Here is an 18517-nt window from a genome sequence, read left to right on the forward strand (position 1 = left end):
TGCCTGTTAAATTTTTTGGAGCCTGCTTCATGCCCACCATGCGCCTCAAGTCCGTTTTGTTGTCCCTGTCTGCCGTTGCCGCCCTGAGCGCAGGCATGACCCACGCCGCGACTAACCTGGTCACCAACGGTAATTTCGACGACACCACTAACGGCAACAACAAGCGTTTGTCGGCGTCGCCGACCAACCAGGACGACCGCACCACGCTGTCGGGCTGGACCAGCACCAGTATCGAAGGCAACGGCGGTGGCTACAACTTCGTCCTGGACGCCAACACCGCCAAGACCTGGGACTCGGTCGTCTGGCTCAGGAGCGAAGTCGATGGCGTGAGCAACGGCTACGCATCGTCGGCGAACGGCGGCAATATCTTTGCCTCCGATGCACTGTACGGCCCGGGCACGCTGGCGCAAACCATCACCGGCCTGAAGCAGGATGCCTATTACCAGCTGACGTTCGACTACGCGCTGGCGCAGCAAGTCGGTTTCACCGGCGCCAACACCAATAACTTCTGGCACGTGATGTTTGGCGACCAGAGCGCCAACTCGAGCGGCCTGAGCATCACCAGCGGCGGCTTCAGCGGCTGGCAGACTGCCACCATGACCTTTCAGGCGTCCGGCACCAGCCAGGTGCTGTCGTTCCTGGCGCAAACCACCGCGCCTGGCGCACCGCCCTTCCTGTTGCTCGATGGCGTCAACCTGACCGCCGTACCGGAGCCAAGCACCTGGGCCATGATGCTCGGCGGTTTCGGCTTGATCGGTTTCCTGGCGCGCCGTCGCCAGCGTGGCAGCGCCGCACTGGCTTAAGCACTTTCCATGTCCGAGACATTGGCCGGGTTTGCCACCACCGCGCTGCGCCTGGCAGCCTGGCTGGTGCTGCTGACGGTAGTGTTCGTGCCATTGGAACGCTGGTTCGGTGCGCGCCATGCGCCCCGGCCGCGCCGCGAGCGTGTGCACGATATCGCGTATTACCTCATCAGCAGCATGGTGCCCATTGTCCTGCTCGGCGTGCCGACAGCCTTGCTGGCGGTGCTGGCCCAGCACGTGGTGCCGGAGGTGCTGACCGGCGCGATTGCCGGCCTGCCGCTGGCGGTGAAAGTGGCGCTGGTGTTCATCGTCGGTGAAACCGGGTTTTACTGGGGCCATCGGCTCAGCCACGAACTGCCTTGGCTGTGGCGCTTCCACGCGCTGCACCATAGCACCGAGCACATGAATTTCCTGGCCAATACCCGCACCCATCCGGTCGACATGGTGATCACGCGGCTGTTCGGACTGGTCCCGCTGTACTTGCTGGGTTTGGCCGGCCCCACCATGGCCGGTACCGCCGCGCCAGCCGCGCTGCTGGTGCTGGGCACCTTGTGGGGCTTCTTCATCCACGCCAACCTGCGCTGGCGCTTCGGTCCGCTGGAATGGCTGGTCTCCACGCCGGCCTTCCATCACTGGCACCACAGCCGCAACGAGCACATCAACCGCAACTACGCCTCGACCTTGCCGGTGCTCGACCGCCTGTTCGGCACCTATTATCTGCCGCGCCACTGGCCCGCCGAAGTCGGCACCGACACGCCGCAGCCAGCCACCCTGGCCGGCCAGTTGCTCGACCCGCTGGCGCCGGCCCCCAAAGCGCGCTGAGCTTTCCACACGGTACCGATGGTATCGGCTGGCGATACCATCGCCGCTGGACTTGATGACAACGTTGCTCCGCAGTACAGTCGGACTTTTATGCTGTGCTGGAGGTTACCTTGCATCGATTGAAAAAACTCTTGCGCGGGCGCTCGTCGGCCAACACGGCGGTGCTGTCGGCATTCTTTCTCTGCGGCCTGTATTTCGCGTCGTGGTGCCTGATCAACCAGTGGTCCAGCATGCCTGGCACCATGATCTTTTACCGCTAACTATCGGTCCATTACGCCGAAGTAGCGATACCGTACTTGCGCTGTGTGTGATGATATTGCGCCATTAACGCGTCGAGTGCAGGGTGGTGCGCGTCGATCTTGCGCATGCGCTCGAGGAGGTACACGGCCTGTTCGGCCAGCGGCGCCTCCCAGCCCATGTCGTCGAGCTGCTTGAGGATGGCCGACGCGGCCGCCGGCAGCAGCGCCATATTGGCCGGCGCCTTGCGCAGGCCGGCATTGAGGGTGTCCACCGCTGCGCGCAAGTCGCCTTGTTTGCTTTTTTCGGCAGCGTGCGCGAGCAGCTCGCCCACCTGCATCCTGATCTGCTCTCCCATGCCCTGCGCCAGGTCGTGGCGTCCCGCCTTTTCAAACACGTCCACCGCATCGTCCATCGACACGCCGCTGTCGTCGTCGTTCATCAGGTCCAGCATCACCGAAGACGCCTGCTGGTCGAGCTTGACGTTCAGGCAGCTCTGGATCAGGTCGAGCTTGAGTCCGCTCGACAGCCCGCGCGTGTTGGCGATATTGTTGACCGCCATGGTCAGCTCGGTGGCGGCGGCCGTGAGGTTGCCGGCCATTTCCTGCACCATGCCGGCAGCAATCGCCCGGCAGGTGTCGGTGTTGGCGTTGCTGCGCAGCGAGCGCTCCATGTCGCGGATCACGCCGCCGGCCTGGTGGGCATCGCCTTTTCTGACCAATGTTTTGACCAGCTTGACGTGGTCCTCGGGGTCGCGGAATTCGGAGTACCTGGCCTTGTTGACGACCTGCTTGAAGGCCCGCTCGGCGGCACCGACGTCGCCGGTGGCAAACGCCACCTCGCCCAGGTGGCGCAGGCGGCGCACCATGTGCGGTGAAATTTCCACCGCGTCTTCCAGCACCTTCTTGGCCGATTGCTGCTGGCCCAGCGCCTGCAAGGTGCGCGCCAGCAAATCATAGGCTGCCATGAAGGTGGTGTGGTGTTGCAGCAGGTCGGTCAGGGTTTGCTGCGCCTCGACCAGCTTGCCCAAACCGAACTGGCAGCGCGCCAGGCCCAGCTTGGCCCAGGCGGTAGGGCGGGTGAGCAGGATGGCCTGGTACACGAACTCGGCTTCGGCCAGGTCGTCGATCGACACCAGCAGCTCGGCCCGCAAGCGCGCATAGTCGGCAGCGTAGCGGGCATTGGTCTGTTCGCCGTCCTTGCAGCCGGCAATCGCCTTGCGGATATTGCCGGCCGCAACCTGCTGGTAGACGGGCCAGAATACTTCGCGCCGCTCCACCGCGCGGCGGATCCGTTGCAGCAGGGCGTCCACGGTGAACGGCTTGAGCACGTAATCGGTCGGGGCCAGCTCCACCGCGCCGATCACGCGGCTGTACACACCCTCGGACGTGATCATGATGAAGATCGTCCATGCCGGGATCAGGCGATGATGGCGCAGGTCTTCCAACAGTTGCTGGCCGTCCTGGCCGCTGTTTTCGTTGCCGTTGCCGAGGTCGTACTCGCACAGCACGATGTCGAATTGCTTCTTGGTCAGCTGGCGTATGGCCGTGCCCGATCCGACCGCGTATTCGATACGGGTGATCTCGCACTGGTTCAGCATATTGTGCAGGCTGCCGCGCATGCCCGGATTCGGGTCCACGATCAGTACCGACAACTCGCTATATTCGGCCATGTTTTCCATCCATTCAGATTGGCTCTAGCATAACCGAAGGTCATTCGCAGCACGCGTTTTTGCGTTGTACAAGGCGCATTTCGGCGCGCGGCAGGCGTGAAATGTTGCTTGCGGAATACTTCGCGCCACGTTTCGGGGTCATCTTGGCGCTGTATGGCGAGGATGGGAAAGGGTATAATGCGCGCAAAAGGAATTCTGCAAGCCCTAGCCTGTGTTTAATTTTCGCTTTCTACCTTTAATCCGCAGCCACGCTGCATCAACTACTCCTCCATCATGTTGATACTCCCGGGCTCCAACGCCCTGTCCGCCTTCCGCAGCCAACGCCTGTTAAACCAACTGCAAGCCGCGCTCCCCCAGGTCGCCGCAGTCCAGGCCCGCTATGTCCACTTCATCGATGCCGCCCAGCCGCTGTCGGCCGACGACACCAGCCGGCTCGGCGCGCTGCTGACCTACGGTGAACCGGCTCACGCCGACAACGCTGACGGGGCGGTCGAGGAATTCTTCGTGATCCCGCGTTTTGGCACCATTTCGCCGTGGGCTTCCAAGGCCACCGACATCGTGCACAACTGCGGCATGGCGCACATCAAGCGCGTCGAGCGCGGCATCGCGTTCCGCATCAACCTGAAAGCCGGCATTCTCGGCAGCAGCATCGGCGCGCCGAAGAAGCTGTCGGACGAAGATGTGCAGACCGTGGCAGCGTTGCTGCATGACCGCATGACCGAGTCGGTGCTGCGCCACCCGGACGAAGCGGCAGGCCTGTTCCGTACGCTCGACGCCAAGCCACTGGAAACCGTGGACGTCATCGGCGCCGGCGCCGGTGCGCTGGAAAAAGCCAATACCGACCTGGGACTGGCGATGTCGCAGGACGAAATCGAGTACCTGGATGCGGCGTTCACCCGCGCCGGCCGCAACCCGACCGACGTCGAACTGATGATGTTCGCGCAAGCCAATAGCGAACACTGCCGCCACAAGATCTTCAACGCCGACTGGACCATCGACGGCGTGGCGCAACCGAAATCGCTGTTCGGCATGATCAAGAACACGCACGAACTGCAGCCGAAAGGCACCGTGGTCGCCTACAGCGACAATTCATCGATCATGGAAGGCGCCACCGTGATGCGTTTCTTCCCGCAAGGCGCGGGCCAGGAATACGCGCCTGTCACCGAGCTGACCCACACGCTGATGAAGGTGGAAACCCACAACCACCCGACCGCGATTTCGCCATTCCCGGGCGCCTCCACCGGCGCCGGCGGCGAGATCCGCGATGAAGGCGCCACCGGCCGCGGCGCCAAGCCGAAAGCTGGCCTGGCCGGCTTCACGGTTTCGAACCTGCTGCTGCCGGGCGCCGTGCAGCCGTGGGAAGTCGATGCCGATGGCAAAGCCTACGGCAAGCCTGACCGGATTGCTTCGGCCCTGCAAATCATGATCGACGGCCCGCTTGGCGGCGCCGCGTTCAGCAACGAATTCGGTCGCCCGGTCCTGGGCGGCTACTTCCGTACCTACGAGCAAAACGTCAGCGCCCAGTTTGGCGCGGCCACCGTGTTCGGCTACCACAAGCCGATCATGATCGCTGGCGGCATCGGCAATATCTCGTCGCAGCACACGCACAAGAACGACATCCCGGTCGGCAGCCTGCTGGTGCAGCTCGGCGGTCCCGGCATGCGCATCGGCATGGGTGGCTCGGCTGCCTCGTCGATGGCCACCGGCACCAACACCGCCGACCTGGACTTCGATTCGGTCCAGCGCGGCAACCCGGAGATGGAACGCCGCGCCCAGGAAGTCATCAACGGCTGCTGGCAGCTGGGCCAGGACAATCCGATCATCTCGATCCACGACGTCGGCGCCGGCGGCCTGTCGAACGCTTTCCCGGAAATCACCAATGACGCCAAGCGCGGCGCGATCTTCGACCTGCGCAAGATCCCGCTGGAAGAGAGCGGCATGGCGCCAAAAGAGATCTGGTCCAACGAATCGCAGGAACGGTACGTATTGGCCATCGCACCAAGCAGCCTGCCGCTGTTCCAGGCACTGTGCGAACGCGAGCGCTGCCTGTTTGCCGTGGTCGGCACCGCCACCGAGGAACGCCAGCTCAAGCTGATCGATCCCGAACTGGGCAACAACCCGGTCGATATGCCGATGGACGTGTTGCTGGGCAAACCGCCGAAGATGCAGCGCGACGTCGAACACGTGGTACGCGAACTGCCGGCGCTGGACCTGACCGGCATCGACCTCGAAGAAGCCGCCAGGCGCGTGCTGCTGCTGCCGACCGTGGGCGACAAATCGTTCCTGATCACCATCGGCGACCGCACCGTGGGCGGCATGTCGGTGCGCGACCAGATGGTCGGACCATGGCAGGTGCCGGTCGGCGACTGCGCCGTCACCACCATGAGCTTTGAAGGCTACCTGGGCGAAGCGATGGCTATGGGCGAGCGCACCCCGCTGGCCGTGATCGACGCGGCCGCCTCGGGCCGCATGGCCGTGGCTGAAGCGATCACCAATATCGCTGCCGCACCGATTGCCGACATTTCCGACATCAAGCTGTCCGCCAACTGGATGGCCGCCTGCGGCCAGCCGGGCCAGGACGCCGCGCTGTACGACACCGTCAAGGCCGTGGGCATGGAACTGTGCCCGGCGCTCGGCATCAGCATCCCGGTCGGCAAGGATTCGCTCTCGATGCGCACCACCTGGAAAGAGGGCGACGATGCCAAGGCCGTGCTGTCGCCGGTATCGCTGATCGTCTCGGCATTCGCACCGGTCTATGACGTGCGCAAATCGCTGACGCCACAGATCAAGACCGATGCCGGCGAGACCTCGATCATCCTGATCGACCTCGGTCGTGGCAAGAACCGCCTGGGCGCCTCGGCGCTGTCGCTGGTGATGAACCAGCTGGGCAACGACACGCCGGACGTGGACAGCGCGGAAGACCTGAAAGGCTTCTTTGCCGCCATCCAGCAACTCAATCGCGACGGCAAGCTGCTGGCCTACCACGACCGTTCCGACGGCGGCCTGTACGGCACGCTGACCGAAATGGCGTTTGCCGGCCGTGCCGGCCTGTCGATCAACCTCGACATCCTGACCCTGGAGCAAGGCCATGGCGCCGACCAGGGCGATGCCAAGAACTGGGCCGGCCAGATCGCCGAACGCCGCAACGAGCAAACCCTGCGCGCGCTGTTCGCCGAAGAGCTGGGCGCCGTGATCCAGGTCCGCGCCGACGAAAAATCGCTGGTCATGGACGTGCTGCGCAGCTTCAATCTGGGCGCCTGCAGCCATATCATCGGCAAACCGAACGACCGTGGCGTGATCGAGTTCACCCGCGACGCCAAGCTGATTTACAGCCAGCCGCGCAGCGCGCTGCACCGCCTGTGGAGCGAAACGAGCTGGCGCATCGCCCGCCTGCGCGACAACCCAGCTTGCGCCGACGCTGAATACGACCGCCTGCTCGACGAACAGGATCCAGGCATGCAGCCGAAGATCACGTTCGACCTGGCCGAGAATATCGCCGCGCCATTCCTGGCCACCGGCGTGCGTCCACGCGTTGCCATCCTGCGCGAGCAGGGCGTCAACTCGCATATCGAAACCGCTTACGTGATGCACCAGGCCGGCTTTACCGCGGTTGATGTCCACATGAGCGACTTGATTGCCGGGCGCGTCAAACTCGACGACTTCCAGGGAATTATTGCCGTCGGTGGGTTCTCGTATGGCGACGTATTGGGTGCGGGCGAGGGCTGGGCCAAAACCATCCTGTTTAATTCGGCGTTGTCCGAACAATTCGCGCGCTTCTTTGCGCGTGGCGACAGTTTCGGTTTAGGCGTATGTAATGGCTGCCAGATGATGAGTAATCTGAAATCGATGATTCCCGGCGCCCACGCCTGGCCGAAATTTACCACGAATAAATCGGAGAAATTCGAAGCCCGCTTTGCCATGGTGGAAGTATTGGATTCCCCGTCGATATTCTTCGATGGCATGGCTGGTACCCAGACCCCGATCGCGATCGCGCACGGGGAAGGTTATGCCGACTTCACCCAGACCGGGAATATCACCGAAGCTGTCGCTGCCATGCGTTTTGTCGATAACCGTGGTGATGCGACCGAAGCCTATCCGTATAACCCGAATGGCTCGCCACAGGGCCTGACCTCGGTCACCACGCCTGACGGCCGCTTCACGGTCATGATGCCGCACGCTGAGCGTGTATTCCGCACGGTGCAGCAGTCGTGGCATCCGGAAGCATGGGGTGAAGAATCGCCATGGATGCGCATGTTCCGTAACGCACGAAAGTTCGTCGGTTAAGTTTTAACCGCGCAGTTGAAACCGGGCCCCTGCGCAAGCAGCGGCCCGGTTTTTCTTTGTCTGAATCGGTGCGGTAGCTGTGGTCCAGTCCGAATGGCAGGACTATCTCGGATATATGGTGCAGATTAAGCTGGAAAGCAGCTGGAACGTGCCAAAAACTGGTTCGGTAGCAGTGTGGAAGGCCGTAAACGACAACGCCCGGCACGAGGCCGGGCGCTGTTTATCTCAGGACAGCTTGGAAGCTGTCCGATTCCTGATTACTGAATCTTGGCTTTCTTTTGCAGTTCGTCCCGGTAAGCGGCGATCTTGCCTTGTTGCATTTGCTGCGAGATCTGCTGCTTGACCTGGTCGAACGGTGGGAACTGGGCGTCGCGTGGTGCTTCGTCCAGCTTGATCACGTGATAGCCGAACTCGGTCTTGACCGGGGTCTCGGTGATCGCACCTGGCTTCAGGGCCACCATTGCATCGGCAAACGGTTTGACCAGCTTGCCTGGCGACATCCAGCCCAGGTCGCCGCCGTTGTTGGCGGAACCGTCTTTCGACACCTTGGCCAGCTCTTCGAATTTACCGCCGGCTTTCAGCTTGGTGATAATGTCCTTGGCTTCCTGTTCGGTGGTAACCAGGATATGGCGCGAGTGATATTCCTTGCCGCCGTTGGCTGCCTTGTATTTATCGTACTCGGCTTTGATATCGGCATCCTTGACCGGATTCTTTTTCACATAATCGGCCAGCATGGCGTTGATGATAATGCTCTGGCTGGCGTTGTCGATGGCGGCTTTGACGTCGGCCTTATTGCCATAACCTTGCTTATTGGCTTCCTGCAGCATGACTTCGCGGCCGATCAACTCTTTCTTGACCATTTCGCGCAATTGCGGGCTGTCCGGTTGCTGGCCCTGAGCCACAACTTGTTTGACCATTTGGTCTGCCTTGGCAGCCGGAATGGCTTTGCCATTCACGGTGGCGAGATTTTGCGCAAAGGCGGGCGCTGCAACAACAGCAATCATGGCTAACAACAGACGGGCTGGTTTCAACATCATTATTTAAATCCTTTAAAAGCTTGAGATTGCACTTGGATGCGCATATTACCAACGTAGAACCAAAAACGGCGCCCCGTAGGGCGCCGCCTTGCAGAACATTACTGCACTTTTGCTTTTTTAACCAGTTCTTCCTGGTAAGCTTGTACTTTCTTCTGCATCAGGCCTTCTTGAACCTGGCCCTTGACTTCTTCCAGCGGCGGCAGTTTTACAGCGCGGGTGTCGTCCACCTTGATCACGTGCCAGCCGTTAGGCGTTTGCACTGGCTTCTCGGTCACGCCCCCTTTTTGCAGGTTGACGAAAGCTTGCGAGAACACTGGTGGGAACGACGACGGGGTAGCCCAGTCCAGGTCGCCACCGTTGGCAGCCGACCCGGTGTCTTTCGACTGCTTGGCCAGGTCTTCGAACTTGGCGCCGCCTTTGAGCTTGGCAATCACGTCGTTGGCTTCGGCTTCGGTCGCCAGCAGGATGTGACGCACGTGGTACTCTTTCTCGGCCGAAGCGGCCGCAACCGCTTTGTCGTACTCGGCCTTGACATCGGCGTCCGATACCGGATTTTTCTTGACGTAGTCCATCACCAGAGCGTTGGTGATGATTTGCTGACGGGCGTTTTCGAGTTGTTCCTTGACCGCTGCATTTTTGCCGTAGCCTTGTTTTTCGGCTTCTTGCATCATCACTTCGCGGCCGATCAGGTCTTTCTTGATCAGTTCGCGCAACTGTGGCGAATCCGGCTGCTGGCCCTGGGCGACGACTTGCTTGACGACGGCGTCAACACGCGAGCTCGGGATGGCTTTGCCATTAACAACGGCAACGTTTTGTGCGAAAGCAGGTACGGCGGCAACGGCGAGAAGTGCAATCAGCAAACGGGCTGGCTTGAAAGTCATTATTAATTCCTGTAGGGGGAAGATTTAGCGAAAACCGGAGGAGGGAGTTAGATCTGCTATCTGTGTTTTTGTTCAGTTTTGTGTTCGATTATTTCTGAAACCAATAGCCTGGGTCCACCCCACCGGCACTACATCATACTTCGGACGGTGCCAATGCAGTAATGGCCAATGCATGAATTTCTTTATGCATCATATCGTTCACGGAATCATACACGAGTCGATGTCTTGTGACGAGTTTCTGCCCCTCAAATTGTAACGAAACGATTCTGACACTGTAATGTCCGCCTCCGGAAGCGGCGCCGGCATGGCCGGCGTGCAAATGGGAGTCGTCGTTAAGCGTCAATTCGACCGGGGCCAGGGCCGCTTCCATCTTGCTGCGGATGCGTTCGATGCGGGTGTCGTTCATGGCTGTTCTTTCATGTGACGCGAGAGATAAACGGTCTGGCCGATGATGAAGACGAACATCAACGCGGTGGTGCCAAACATCTTGAAGTTGACCCAGGCGTCAGTATTACCCTTGAACAGCACGAAGGCGACATACCAGTTCAGTACGCCCATCACCGTGAAGAAGGCGATCCAGGCCAGGTTGATGCGGCTCCATCCCGCGTCGGGCAGTTCGACGAACTCGCCCATCGACTTGCGCATCAGGTTTTTCTTGAACACCAGGTCGCTAACCAGCAGGCCGATCGCAAACGACCAGTAAACGATGCTGAGCTTCCATTTGACGAACGCTTCGTCGTGCAGGTAAATGGTGAGGCCGCCGAAGAAGACGAACATGGCCAGCGAGAACCACATCACGCCTTCGACCTTACGCCCGCGCACTTTCAGGTAGGCGATCTGCAGCACGGTAGCCAGGATGCCGACCACCGTGGCCAGCACGATGGGAGCCTGGTCCGGCGTCACGCTGCCACCCGAAATGATGCTGCCCAAGTAGGTGTTGGTGAACACCTGGGCTGCTTCGGCATGCATGCCAGCCAGTTTATAGGCGCCGAAAAACAGGATGACCGGGAATAAGTCGAACAGGAATTTCATGTTGCCTCAGTATTTATTTACTCTTGTGGATCGAACCGTAACGACGCCGAGTTGATGCAATAACGCAGCCCGGTTGGCGGCGGGCCGTCCGGGAACACGTGTCCCAAGTGGGCGTCGCACACGGCGCACAGAATTTCGGTGCGCAGCATACCATGGGTACGGTCAGTTTTCTCGATCACGTTGGCCGGATCGATGGCTTCGAAGTAGCTGGGCCAGCCGCAACCGGAGTCGAACTTGGTATCGGAGCGGAACAGCGGTGTGTCGCAGCAGACGCAAGTATAGATACCGTGTTCGTGGTGATCCCAGAACTTGCCGGTAAAGGCGCGTTCGGTGGCGGCGTGGCGGGTAACCTGGTATTCCATCGGATCGAGCATGGCGCGCCATTCGGCGTCGGACTTGGTGACTTTATTGGTCATGGCTTAGATCTTTCTTAAGAAGAACAACTTACTTCGAGATGGCTGGCCCAGTCGGGGGGCAAGGCGGCGTACTGGTCATGCTCGGGCTGCTCGTCGTATGGATGCTGCAGGATCGCCAGCAATTTCGCCACTTCCGAGTAATCCTGCTGTTGCGCTTTGTCGATCGCTACCTGGGCCAGGTAATTGCGCAGCACGTATTTGGGGTTGATTTGGTTCATCGCAAGCTGGCGGTCGGCATCGACACTGTGCTCGGCTTGCAGGCGCTGGCGGTATTGCCCGGCCCAGGCGTCGAAAGCAGGGCGGTCGATGAACAGGTCGCGCAGCGGCTCGTCGCCGCTGGCGTCCGCCGCCTTGAGGCCGCCGAGGCGGCGGAAGAACAGCGTGAAATCGACGCCGTTGGCTTGCATGACAGCGAACATGGCGTCGAACAGGGCGCGGTCGGCATCGGCATGCGCGTCCAGCCGGGTCAGACCCAGCTTGGCGTGCAGCAGCTCATCGAGCCTGGCGGCAAAGGCGGGCTGATAAACGTCAAGCGCGGCCTGGGCGTCTTCCGGCTCGCCGATCAGCGGCAGCAGGGCCTGCGCCAGCGCGTAGCAGTTCCAGTGGCCGACCTGCGGCTGGTTCGCGTACGAGTACCGGCCCTGCTGGTCGGTGTGATTGCAGATGTGGTCGGCGTCGAACGCTTCCATGAAGCCGAACGGGCCGTAATCGATGGTCAGGCCCAGGATCGACATATTGTCGGTGTTCATCACGCCGTGCATGAAGCCGACCGACTGCCACTGGGCGACCATGTGCGCGGTGCGGCGCGTGACTTCCGCCAGCAGGCCCTGGTAGGGGTTGTCGCTGGCGCGCAGATCGGGATAAAAGTGATCGATGACGTAGTCGGCCAGGACTTTCAGCTGTTCGTTCTGCTTGCGGTAGTACCAGTGCTCGAACGAGCCGAACCGCACGAAGCTGGGCGCCATGCGCACCACCACGGCAGCGGTTTCTACCGTCTCGCGCATCACGCCCTGGTTGGAACCGGCGATCGACAGCGCGCGCGACGTCGGAATGCCGAGGCCATGCATGGCTTCCGAGCACAGGAACTCACGAATCGACGACCGCAGCACGGCACGGCCGTCGCCCATGCGCGAGTACGGCGTCTGGCCGGCGCCTTTCCATTGCAGTTCCAGCGGGCCATTATCGGTGGCGGCAGCGCCAAGCAGGATGGCGCGGCCATCGCCCAGCTGGCCGGCCCACACGCCGAACTGGTGGCCCGAGTACACGGCTGCCAGCGGTTGCCCCTGTTCCGGGACGGCGTTGCCGACCAGGATGTCGAGGCTGTCCGCGACTTGATCCGGCGAGAGCTTGAGCAGTTGTGCGGCCGACGGGCTGACCGCCACCAGGTAGGGCGCGGGCAGGGGAGTGGGCATCAGCCGGGTGTAGAACGCGGGCGGCAGGGACGCAAAAGAATTGTCCAGCGGCAGCGAGGTCAGATTGGTAGCGATGATGGTTCCTGTGAAGAGCACCCGGCCCAAGGGCCGGAAAGCGCGATTTTACCGCAGCGCAGCCAAGTGCGTCGCGTGCACATGCTTGCTAATAGTAAGTTACTTCATTGATAAATTGATTGACGGAAATACGTACTTCCACTTAAAATATTGCCTTGCAGCATTTCTCAGATTTCACATTTCTCACCTTGCGCTCCAGGATCCCATGTTCACTCGCATCACTATCCGTACCCGGCTGATTGTCTCGATGGCAGTACTTGGCCTGTTGATTATTTCCATCGGCGCGGTCAGCCTGTTCGGCATGAACAAGGTGAATTTTGCGCTCAAGGATGTGTATTCAAACCAGATGGCATCGGTGCTGATCCTCACCGAGTCGAAGAACTTCCTCAATCGTGCGCGCTTTGTCATCGATCGCGGCGTGTTCCACCCGGACTCGCCCGACCTGGACAAGACGCTGGCCCGCGCCGAAGGCTTCATTCTCGATGGCGACAAAGCCTGGAAATCGTACCTGGCCCTGCCGCTGACGGGCGAAGAGCAGCAACTGGCGACCGACCTCGACAAGAAACGCACGGTCTATATCAGCTTCCTGCGCGAGCTGATGGGCGCAATCAAGTCGCAAAATGCCGAGAAAATCGATGACCTGGCCATGAACAAGATGAGCAAGGAATTCGGCGTTTTCGACGCAGCCTCCAACAAGCTGGAAAAGTACCAGCTCGACGGCGCGCGCAAACACTACGACGACAGCCAGTCGTTCTTCAGCGCCTTCGAAGTCGGCTTCGTGATCGCGCTGCTGGGCGGCATGGTGCTGATCGTGTTCTCGACCCTGCGCCTGCTGTCGGCCATCCTGAAACCGCTGCGCGCCGCGCTGGGCCACTTCGACCAGATCGCCGGCGGCAACCTGGCCAACGATATCCGCGTCGAACGCGACGACGAAATGGGCAGCCTGATGCAGGGTTTGATCAAGATGCAAGACCAGATGTCCACCACCGTGCGCGGCATCCGCAACGGCAGCAATTCGATCGCCACCGCCAGCGCGGAAATTTCGCAGGGCAACCTGGATCTGTCGCGCCGCACCGAGAACCAGGCCGCCGCGCTGGAAGAAACCGCGTCGTCGCTGGAGGAATTGACCACCACCGTGCGCCACAACGCCGACAGTGCGCGCCAGGCCAACCACCTGGCGATCACCGCTCAGGATGTTGCCAGCAAGGGCGGCCAGCTGGTGTCGCAAGTGGTCGATACCATGAGCACGATTAACGGCTCGTCGCGCAAGATCGCCGACATTATCGGCGTGATCGACGGGATTGCGTTCCAGACCAATATCCTGGCGCTGAACGCGGCGGTGGAAGCGGCCCGTGCAGGCGAACAGGGCCGTGGCTTTGCCGTCGTGGCGACAGAAGTGCGCAACCTGGCCCAGCGCTCGGCGGCGGCCGCCAGGGAAATCAAGGAACTGATCACGGCGTCGGTGGAGCAGGTGGATGCCGGCTCGCAACTGGTGGACAAGGCCGGCGCGACGATGGACGAAATTGTCAGCAGCGTCGAACGCGTGACCGGCATCATCAGCGAAATCATGGTGGCCGGTGAAGAACAGAGCGAAGGCATCAACCAGATCAACCAGGCCATCGCCCAGATGGATGAAGTGACGCAGCAAAATGCGGCGCTGGTGGAAGAGGCGGCAGCAGCAGCCGGTTCGCTGCAGGAACAGGCGGCCACCTTGGAAGAACTGGTTAGCACCTTCAAGGTCGATGCACAGTCGGCGCCGCGCTTGGGCCATGGCGCCAAACGTCCGGTCCTGGCACTGGGCCGCTGAACTGGCCGGGCCAAGACTGGCGCGGCCTGCCCACGCCGATCCACGCCAGGCCATGCGATGACGCGCAACGCCGGCCCCGCTGCCGAGGCGCGCAAGCAGCGCCTCATTTTCTATCGGGACAGGTTGTTAACCGACGTCAGCCAGCAGCAGCGAGACATAGAGCAAAAAGCGGTCTTCCAGCCGCGACAGATCAAGCCCGGTAATTTCGCCGATGCGGCGCAGCCGGTAGTCGAGCGTATTGCGGTGGATGTGCAACGCTTCCGCCGTCGCCGCCAGGTGGCTGTCGTGGCGGAACCAGGTCTCGAGTGTGCGCTGTAATAATTCCTTGTTCTTGTCCTGCGCCTGCAGGCGCAGCATCGGCTGGCGCAGCTGCTCGGCCTGCCAACCGGCATCAAGACCCGATAACAACACCGGCAACGCCTGGTCGTAATAGCTGTAGCGCCGCCGTCCGCCGTCGCGGGCGCGGCCGATGCGCGCCGCCGTGCGTGCGCTCTGGTACGAGATCGCCACGTTATCGAGGCCTGCCAGGGCGATGCCCACCGTCAGCCCATGAGCTTGTGCGCCTTCTTCATCGAGCAATGTCGCCAGCGCCTCGAGCTTGCGCTGGGCCCAGGCAGGCACATCGGTGGCGGCCACGCTGTCGTGAAAATCGAGGATGACCAGCTCGTGCGAGCTGGCAGCCGCCGTCAGTGCCGACGGCTGCCGGCTTAGCAGGCGCAGCTGCAAGCGCTGGATTTCGCTCAGTGCTTCCACCGTGCCGGCCGCCCGGTCGTCCAGTTCCAGCAACATCACCACGTGCGGGCGGCGGAAGTCCACACCCAGGCGCCGCGCCCACGATTCCAGCCCGGACCGGGCGCCGGGATCGCTGGCGATCAGTTGCAGCACAAAGGTTTCGCGGTAGCGCGAGTCGCGTTGCAGGGCGTCGGTCAGCTGCGCCTGTTCCAGGATCATTTCGGCAGTCAATCGCACCAGCTCGCCAAATTGGCGCACGTCGTCCGGCGCACCCGAGAGGCCGATGGCGCCGCACAGCTGGCCGTTGACGCTCAAAGGCAGGTTGATGCCGGGCTGGGCGCCGTGCATATTGCGGGCGCTGGCGGCGTCTATCTCGACCGGCAACTGCTTGGCCAGGGCCAGCATCGCACCCGTGTGCAACTCGCCGATGCGGGCAGCATTGCCGCTGGCGACGATGCTGCCGTGGGCATCCATCACGTTGACGTTGTACGGGATGATTTTCATCGTGCGAGTGACGATGTCCTGCGCCAACGCGCTGTTCAAGATGGTCATGGCTAGCTGTTCATGGTGGGTTAACTGCAGCCGACATTGTGCCAAGGAACGACGGATTACGCTCGAAAGTCGTTTTTCCAGGGAAATATTTAGGCGTTTGCCCAGTATTTTGTCCTGGCGACTGCCAATTCTCGTGCATTCGGCCGATGATTTTTATGCAGTGATTCCAGATAATCAGCGCTGTCAGTCGTCATGACACTACAACATCTAGGAGACCTGCATGGGCAATTCCACCACCACCGCTGCAAATGCTGCATCGGCCGGTGCCGTACTCGACGGCGCCTACAAAAAAGCCACCTGGCATCTGATTCCATTTATCTTCGTCTGTTACTTCTTCAACTACCTGGACCGCGTCAACGTCGGTTTCGCCAAGCTGGAGATGATGGACGCGCTCAACCTGAGCAACACGGTGTACGGCCTCGGCGCCGGCATCTTCTTCATCGGCTATGTCCTCAGCGGCGTTCCAAGCAACCTGATCCTGCATAAACTGGGCGCGCGGCGCTGGATCGCCGTAATGATGATCATGTGGGGCGCCTTGTCGGCGGCCATGTTGTTCGTCACTACCCCCACCTCGTTCTACGTGCTGCGCTTCTTCACCGGCGTGGCCGAGGCCGGCTTCTTCCCGGGCATGGTGCTGTACTTCACGCACTGGTTCCCGTCGCAAAAGCGCGGCCAAGTGATGGCGCTGTTCATGTCGGCCATCCCGATTTCGGGCCTGATCGGCGGTCCGCTGTCGGGCTGGATGCTGGCGCACTTCTCGGCCGGCCAGGGCGGCATGGCCGGCTGGCAGTGGCTGTTCCTGCTGCAGGGTCTGCCGACCGTGCTGCTGGGCGTGGCCGTGTACTTCTACCTGAATGACGGCATCGCCCAGGCCAAGTGGCTGAGCACGCAAGAAAAAGCCGCCATGCAGACCGCGCTCGACGACGACGAAAAACAGCGGCAAGCCACCAGCACCGTCGGCCAGTCGATCGGCGACGTGCTGAAAAATGGCAGCGTGTGGATGCTGGGCGTGATTTACTTCAGCATCCAGATGGGCGTGTACGCCATTAATTTCTGGCTGCCATCGATCATCAAGTCGCTCGGCTACGACACCCAGACCGTCGGCTGGCTCAGCGCCATTCCCTACCTGTTTGCTGCCGTATTCATGGTGTGGGCCGGCCGGTCGGCTGATAAACACCGCGAACGCCGCTGGCATGTCAGCGCGCCTATGCTGATGGGCCTGTTTGGCCTGATGATGGCCGCCAACTTCTCCACCAACCCGCTGGTCGTGATGGTTGGCCTGTCGATGGCTACCATGGGTGCACTGGCCGCGCTGTCGATGTTCTGGTCGCTGCCGGCCGCCTTCCTCGGTAGCGCCGCTGCCGCCGCCGGCCTGGCGCTGATCAACTCGCTGGGCCAGATCGCCGGCTTCGTCAGCCCGTTCCTGGTCGGCTGGATCAAGGATGCCACCCAGAGCACCGATGCCGCACTGTATGTGTTGTCGGCGGTGATGCTGCTCGGCGCGCTGCTGGTCCTGCGGGTACCGGCCAAGTTGGTGAATCGATAATTATCATGAACAAGCAACTGAAATTCGTCATCGCCCCCGATTCGTTCAAGGAAAGCTTGAGCGCGATGGCGATTGCCAATGAAATCGAAGCGGGGTTCCGCGAAATCTTCCCGGACGCCCTTTACGTCAAGGTGCCGGTGGCCGACGGTGGCGAAGGCACGGTGCAAGCCATGATCGACGCCAGCGGCGGCCGCCGCGTGGACCTGTCGGTGCGCGGTCCGCTGGGCGAGCCGGTCGATGCCTTCTACGGCATCATGGGCGACGGTCAGACGGCAGTGATCGAGATGGCTGCCGCCAGCGGCCTGGAACTGGTCCCGCCCAACCGCCGCGATCCGCTGCACACCACCAGCTATGGCACGGGCGAGCTGATTCGTGACGCGCTGGACGCCGGCGCGCGCCGCTTCGTGCTCGGCATCGGCGGCAGCGCCACCAACGACGGCGGCGCCGGCATGGTGCAGGCGCTCGGTGGCCGCCTGCTCGACGCCGCCGGGCGCGACCTGGCGCCGGGCGGCGGCGCGCTCGACGCGCTGGCCCGGATCGACCTGTCCGGGCTCGATGCCCGCATCAAGGACTGCGTGTTCGACGTGGCGTGCGACGTCAGCAACCCGCTGGTGGGGCCGCAGGGCGCTTCCCACATCTTCGGCCCGCAAAAAGGCGCTACACCAGCCATGGTGGCGCTGCTCGATACCAATCTGCGCCACTATGCGGCCGTGATCGCCCGCGACCTCGACCGCAACTTGGCCGACGTGGCCGATCTGCCCGGCGCGGGCGCGGGCGGCGGCATCGGTGCGGCCATGCTGGTTTTCCTGGGCGGCAGCTTGCGCCCGGGCAGCGAGATCGTGACCGACGCGGTGGGCCTGGATGCCGCCGTGGCGGACGCCGACCTGGTGCTGACCGGGGAAGGGCGCATCGACAGCCAGACCATCCACGGCAAAACCCCGATTGGCGTGGCGCGCGTGGCCAAGCGCCACGGCAAGCCGGTGATCGGCATCGCCGGCAGCCTGGAACCGGGCGCGGGCGTGATTCACGGCCATGGCATCGACGCCGTGTTCAGCGTGGTCAATTGTCCGTGCACGCTGGAGCGGGCGCTGGCGGACGCCGCCTACAATGTGCGCACCTCGGCGCGCAACATCGCTGCAGTGTTGCGCCTGGGAACACAATTAGGGAGCTAACTCCAGTCTGTGCTAAAGTCATTTCCTGCGGCTATGC

15 protein-coding genes are annotated in these 18517 nt (G+C 61.9%); 7 read left to right on the forward strand and 8 right to left on the reverse strand.

The features are described from left to right. Positions 1-29: 29 nt before the first annotated feature. The 3 genes from SR858_RS11950 to SR858_RS11960 all read left to right on the forward strand — a co-directional run bounded on the left by SR858_RS11950 (position 30) and on the right by SR858_RS11960 (position 1885). Entirely contained in the window at positions 30-803 is a 774-nt protein-coding gene (locus tag SR858_RS11950; RefSeq protein ID WP_019921018.1) for a PEPxxWA-CTERM sorting domain-containing protein, read from the forward strand. Between the two features lie 9 nt (positions 804-812). Continuing rightward, entirely contained in the window at positions 813-1625 is an 813-nt protein-coding gene (locus SR858_RS11955; RefSeq protein ID WP_019921019.1) for a sterol desaturase family protein, read from the forward strand. A 110-nt stretch (positions 1626-1735) separates the two neighbouring features. Beyond that, on the forward strand, positions 1736-1885 hold the full coding sequence (locus SR858_RS11960; protein ID WP_157094826.1) for a hypothetical protein: 150 nt from the start codon (positions 1736-1738) through the stop codon (positions 1883-1885). 11 nt (positions 1886-1896) lie between these two features. Here the strand turns inward: SR858_RS11960 and SR858_RS11965 are convergent, their stop codons facing one another. Then, positions 1897-3534 carry a response regulator gene (locus SR858_RS11965; RefSeq protein WP_026637130.1) on the reverse strand — a complete coding sequence of 546 codons (1638 nt, stop codon included), beginning with the start codon at positions 3532-3534 and terminating at the stop codon, positions 1897-1899. 273 nt (positions 3535-3807) lie between these two features. On the opposite strand from SR858_RS11965, the gene purL reads away from it, so the two are divergent. Continuing rightward, the gene (gene purL / locus SR858_RS11970; protein WP_019921022.1) at positions 3808-7818 is read left to right on the forward strand and encodes a phosphoribosylformylglycinamidine synthase; all 4011 of its coding nucleotides are present in this window, start codon (positions 3808-3810) and stop codon (positions 7816-7818) included. Between the two features lie 257 nt (positions 7819-8075). Here purL and SR858_RS11975 read toward each other — a convergent pair whose 3' ends face one another. The 6 genes from SR858_RS11975 to SR858_RS12000 all read right to left on the reverse strand — a co-directional run bounded on the left by SR858_RS11975 (position 8076) and on the right by SR858_RS12000 (position 12701). After that, the gene (locus tag SR858_RS11975; protein WP_026637131.1) at positions 8076-8855 is read right to left on the reverse strand and encodes a foldase protein PrsA; all 780 of its coding nucleotides are present in this window, start codon (positions 8853-8855) and stop codon (positions 8076-8078) included. 98 nt (positions 8856-8953) lie between these two features. Beyond that, on the reverse strand, positions 8954-9736 hold the full coding sequence (locus SR858_RS11980) for a peptidylprolyl isomerase (protein WP_019921024.1): 783 nt from the start codon (positions 9734-9736) through the stop codon (positions 8954-8956). Positions 9737-9869: 133 nt separating this feature from the next. Continuing rightward, complete coding sequence (locus SR858_RS11985) at positions 9870-10142, reverse strand: BolA family protein (protein ID WP_019921025.1); 273 nt, start codon at positions 10140-10142, stop codon at positions 9870-9872. Then, positions 10139-10768 (reverse strand): septation protein A, encoded by a 630-nt coding sequence (locus tag SR858_RS11990; RefSeq protein ID WP_019921026.1) that lies wholly within the window; start codon positions 10766-10768, stop codon positions 10139-10141. The genes SR858_RS11985 and SR858_RS11990 overlap by 4 nt, the downstream gene beginning before the upstream one ends. A 17-nt stretch (positions 10769-10785) precedes the next feature. Further along, complete coding sequence (gene msrB, locus SR858_RS11995) at positions 10786-11184, reverse strand: peptide-methionine (R)-S-oxide reductase MsrB (protein WP_019921027.1); 399 nt, start codon at positions 11182-11184, stop codon at positions 10786-10788. A 14-nt stretch (positions 11185-11198) separates the two neighbouring features. Next, positions 11199-12701 carry a protein adenylyltransferase SelO family protein gene (locus tag SR858_RS12000; RefSeq protein WP_019921028.1) on the reverse strand — a complete coding sequence of 501 codons (1503 nt, stop codon included), beginning with the start codon at positions 12699-12701 and terminating at the stop codon, positions 11199-11201. 175 nt (positions 12702-12876) lie between these two features. Between SR858_RS12000 and SR858_RS12005 the strand changes: the two genes are divergently transcribed. Beyond that, positions 12877-14478, forward strand: coding sequence for a methyl-accepting chemotaxis protein (locus tag SR858_RS12005; RefSeq protein WP_019921029.1), 1602 nt, complete (start codon positions 12877-12879; stop codon positions 14476-14478). 126 nt (positions 14479-14604) lie between these two features. On the opposite strand, the gene SR858_RS12010 is transcribed toward SR858_RS12005, so the two are convergent. Next, complete coding sequence (locus tag SR858_RS12010; protein WP_019921030.1) at positions 14605-15762, reverse strand: sugar diacid recognition domain-containing protein; 1158 nt, start codon at positions 15760-15762, stop codon at positions 14605-14607. 220 nt (positions 15763-15982) lie between these two features. On the opposite strand from SR858_RS12010, the gene SR858_RS12015 reads away from it, so the two are divergent. Continuing rightward, the gene (locus SR858_RS12015; protein WP_019921031.1) at positions 15983-17308 is read left to right on the forward strand and encodes an MFS transporter; all 1326 of its coding nucleotides are present in this window, start codon (positions 15983-15985) and stop codon (positions 17306-17308) included. 17 nt (positions 17309-17325) lie between these two features. Continuing rightward, complete coding sequence (locus SR858_RS12020) at positions 17326-18480, forward strand: glycerate kinase (protein WP_026637133.1); 1155 nt, start codon at positions 17326-17328, stop codon at positions 18478-18480. Positions 18481-18517 lie beyond the last annotated feature (37 nt).

This window comes from Duganella zoogloeoides (genome assembly GCF_034479515.1).
Lineage (GTDB): Bacteria > Pseudomonadota > Gammaproteobacteria > Burkholderiales > Burkholderiaceae_D > Rugamonas > Rugamonas zoogloeoides.

Coding starts and splice junctions, on each gene's coding strand:
- SR858_RS11985 (WP_019921025.1), bottom strand. CDS start 10,142: ATGAACGACACCCGCATCGAACGCATCCGCAGCAAGATGGAAGCGGCC.
- SR858_RS11975 (WP_026637131.1), bottom strand. CDS start 8,855: ATGATGTTGAAACCAGCCCGTCTGTTGTTAGCCATGATTGCTGTTGTT.
- SR858_RS11965 (WP_026637130.1), bottom strand. CDS start 3,534: ATGGCCGAATATAGCGAGTTGTCGGTACTGATCGTGGACCCGAATCCG.
- SR858_RS12010 (WP_019921030.1), bottom strand. CDS start 15,762: ATGACCATCTTGAACAGCGCGTTGGCGCAGGACATCGTCACTCGCACG.
- msrB (WP_019921027.1), bottom strand. CDS start 11,184: ATGACCAATAAAGTCACCAAGTCCGACGCCGAATGGCGCGCCATGCTC.
- purL (WP_019921022.1), top strand. CDS start 3,808: ATGTTGATACTCCCGGGCTCCAACGCCCTGTCCGCCTTCCGCAGCCAA.
- SR858_RS12005 (WP_019921029.1), top strand. CDS start 12,877: ATGTTCACTCGCATCACTATCCGTACCCGGCTGATTGTCTCGATGGCA.
- SR858_RS11990 (WP_019921026.1), bottom strand. CDS start 10,768: ATGAAATTCCTGTTCGACTTATTCCCGGTCATCCTGTTTTTCGGCGCC.
- SR858_RS11950 (WP_019921018.1), top strand. CDS start 30: ATGCCCACCATGCGCCTCAAGTCCGTTTTGTTGTCCCTGTCTGCCGTT.
- SR858_RS12015 (WP_019921031.1), top strand. CDS start 15,983: ATGGGCAATTCCACCACCACCGCTGCAAATGCTGCATCGGCCGGTGCC.
- SR858_RS11980 (WP_019921024.1), bottom strand. CDS start 9,736: ATGACTTTCAAGCCAGCCCGTTTGCTGATTGCACTTCTCGCCGTTGCC.
- SR858_RS11955 (WP_019921019.1), top strand. CDS start 813: ATGTCCGAGACATTGGCCGGGTTTGCCACCACCGCGCTGCGCCTGGCA.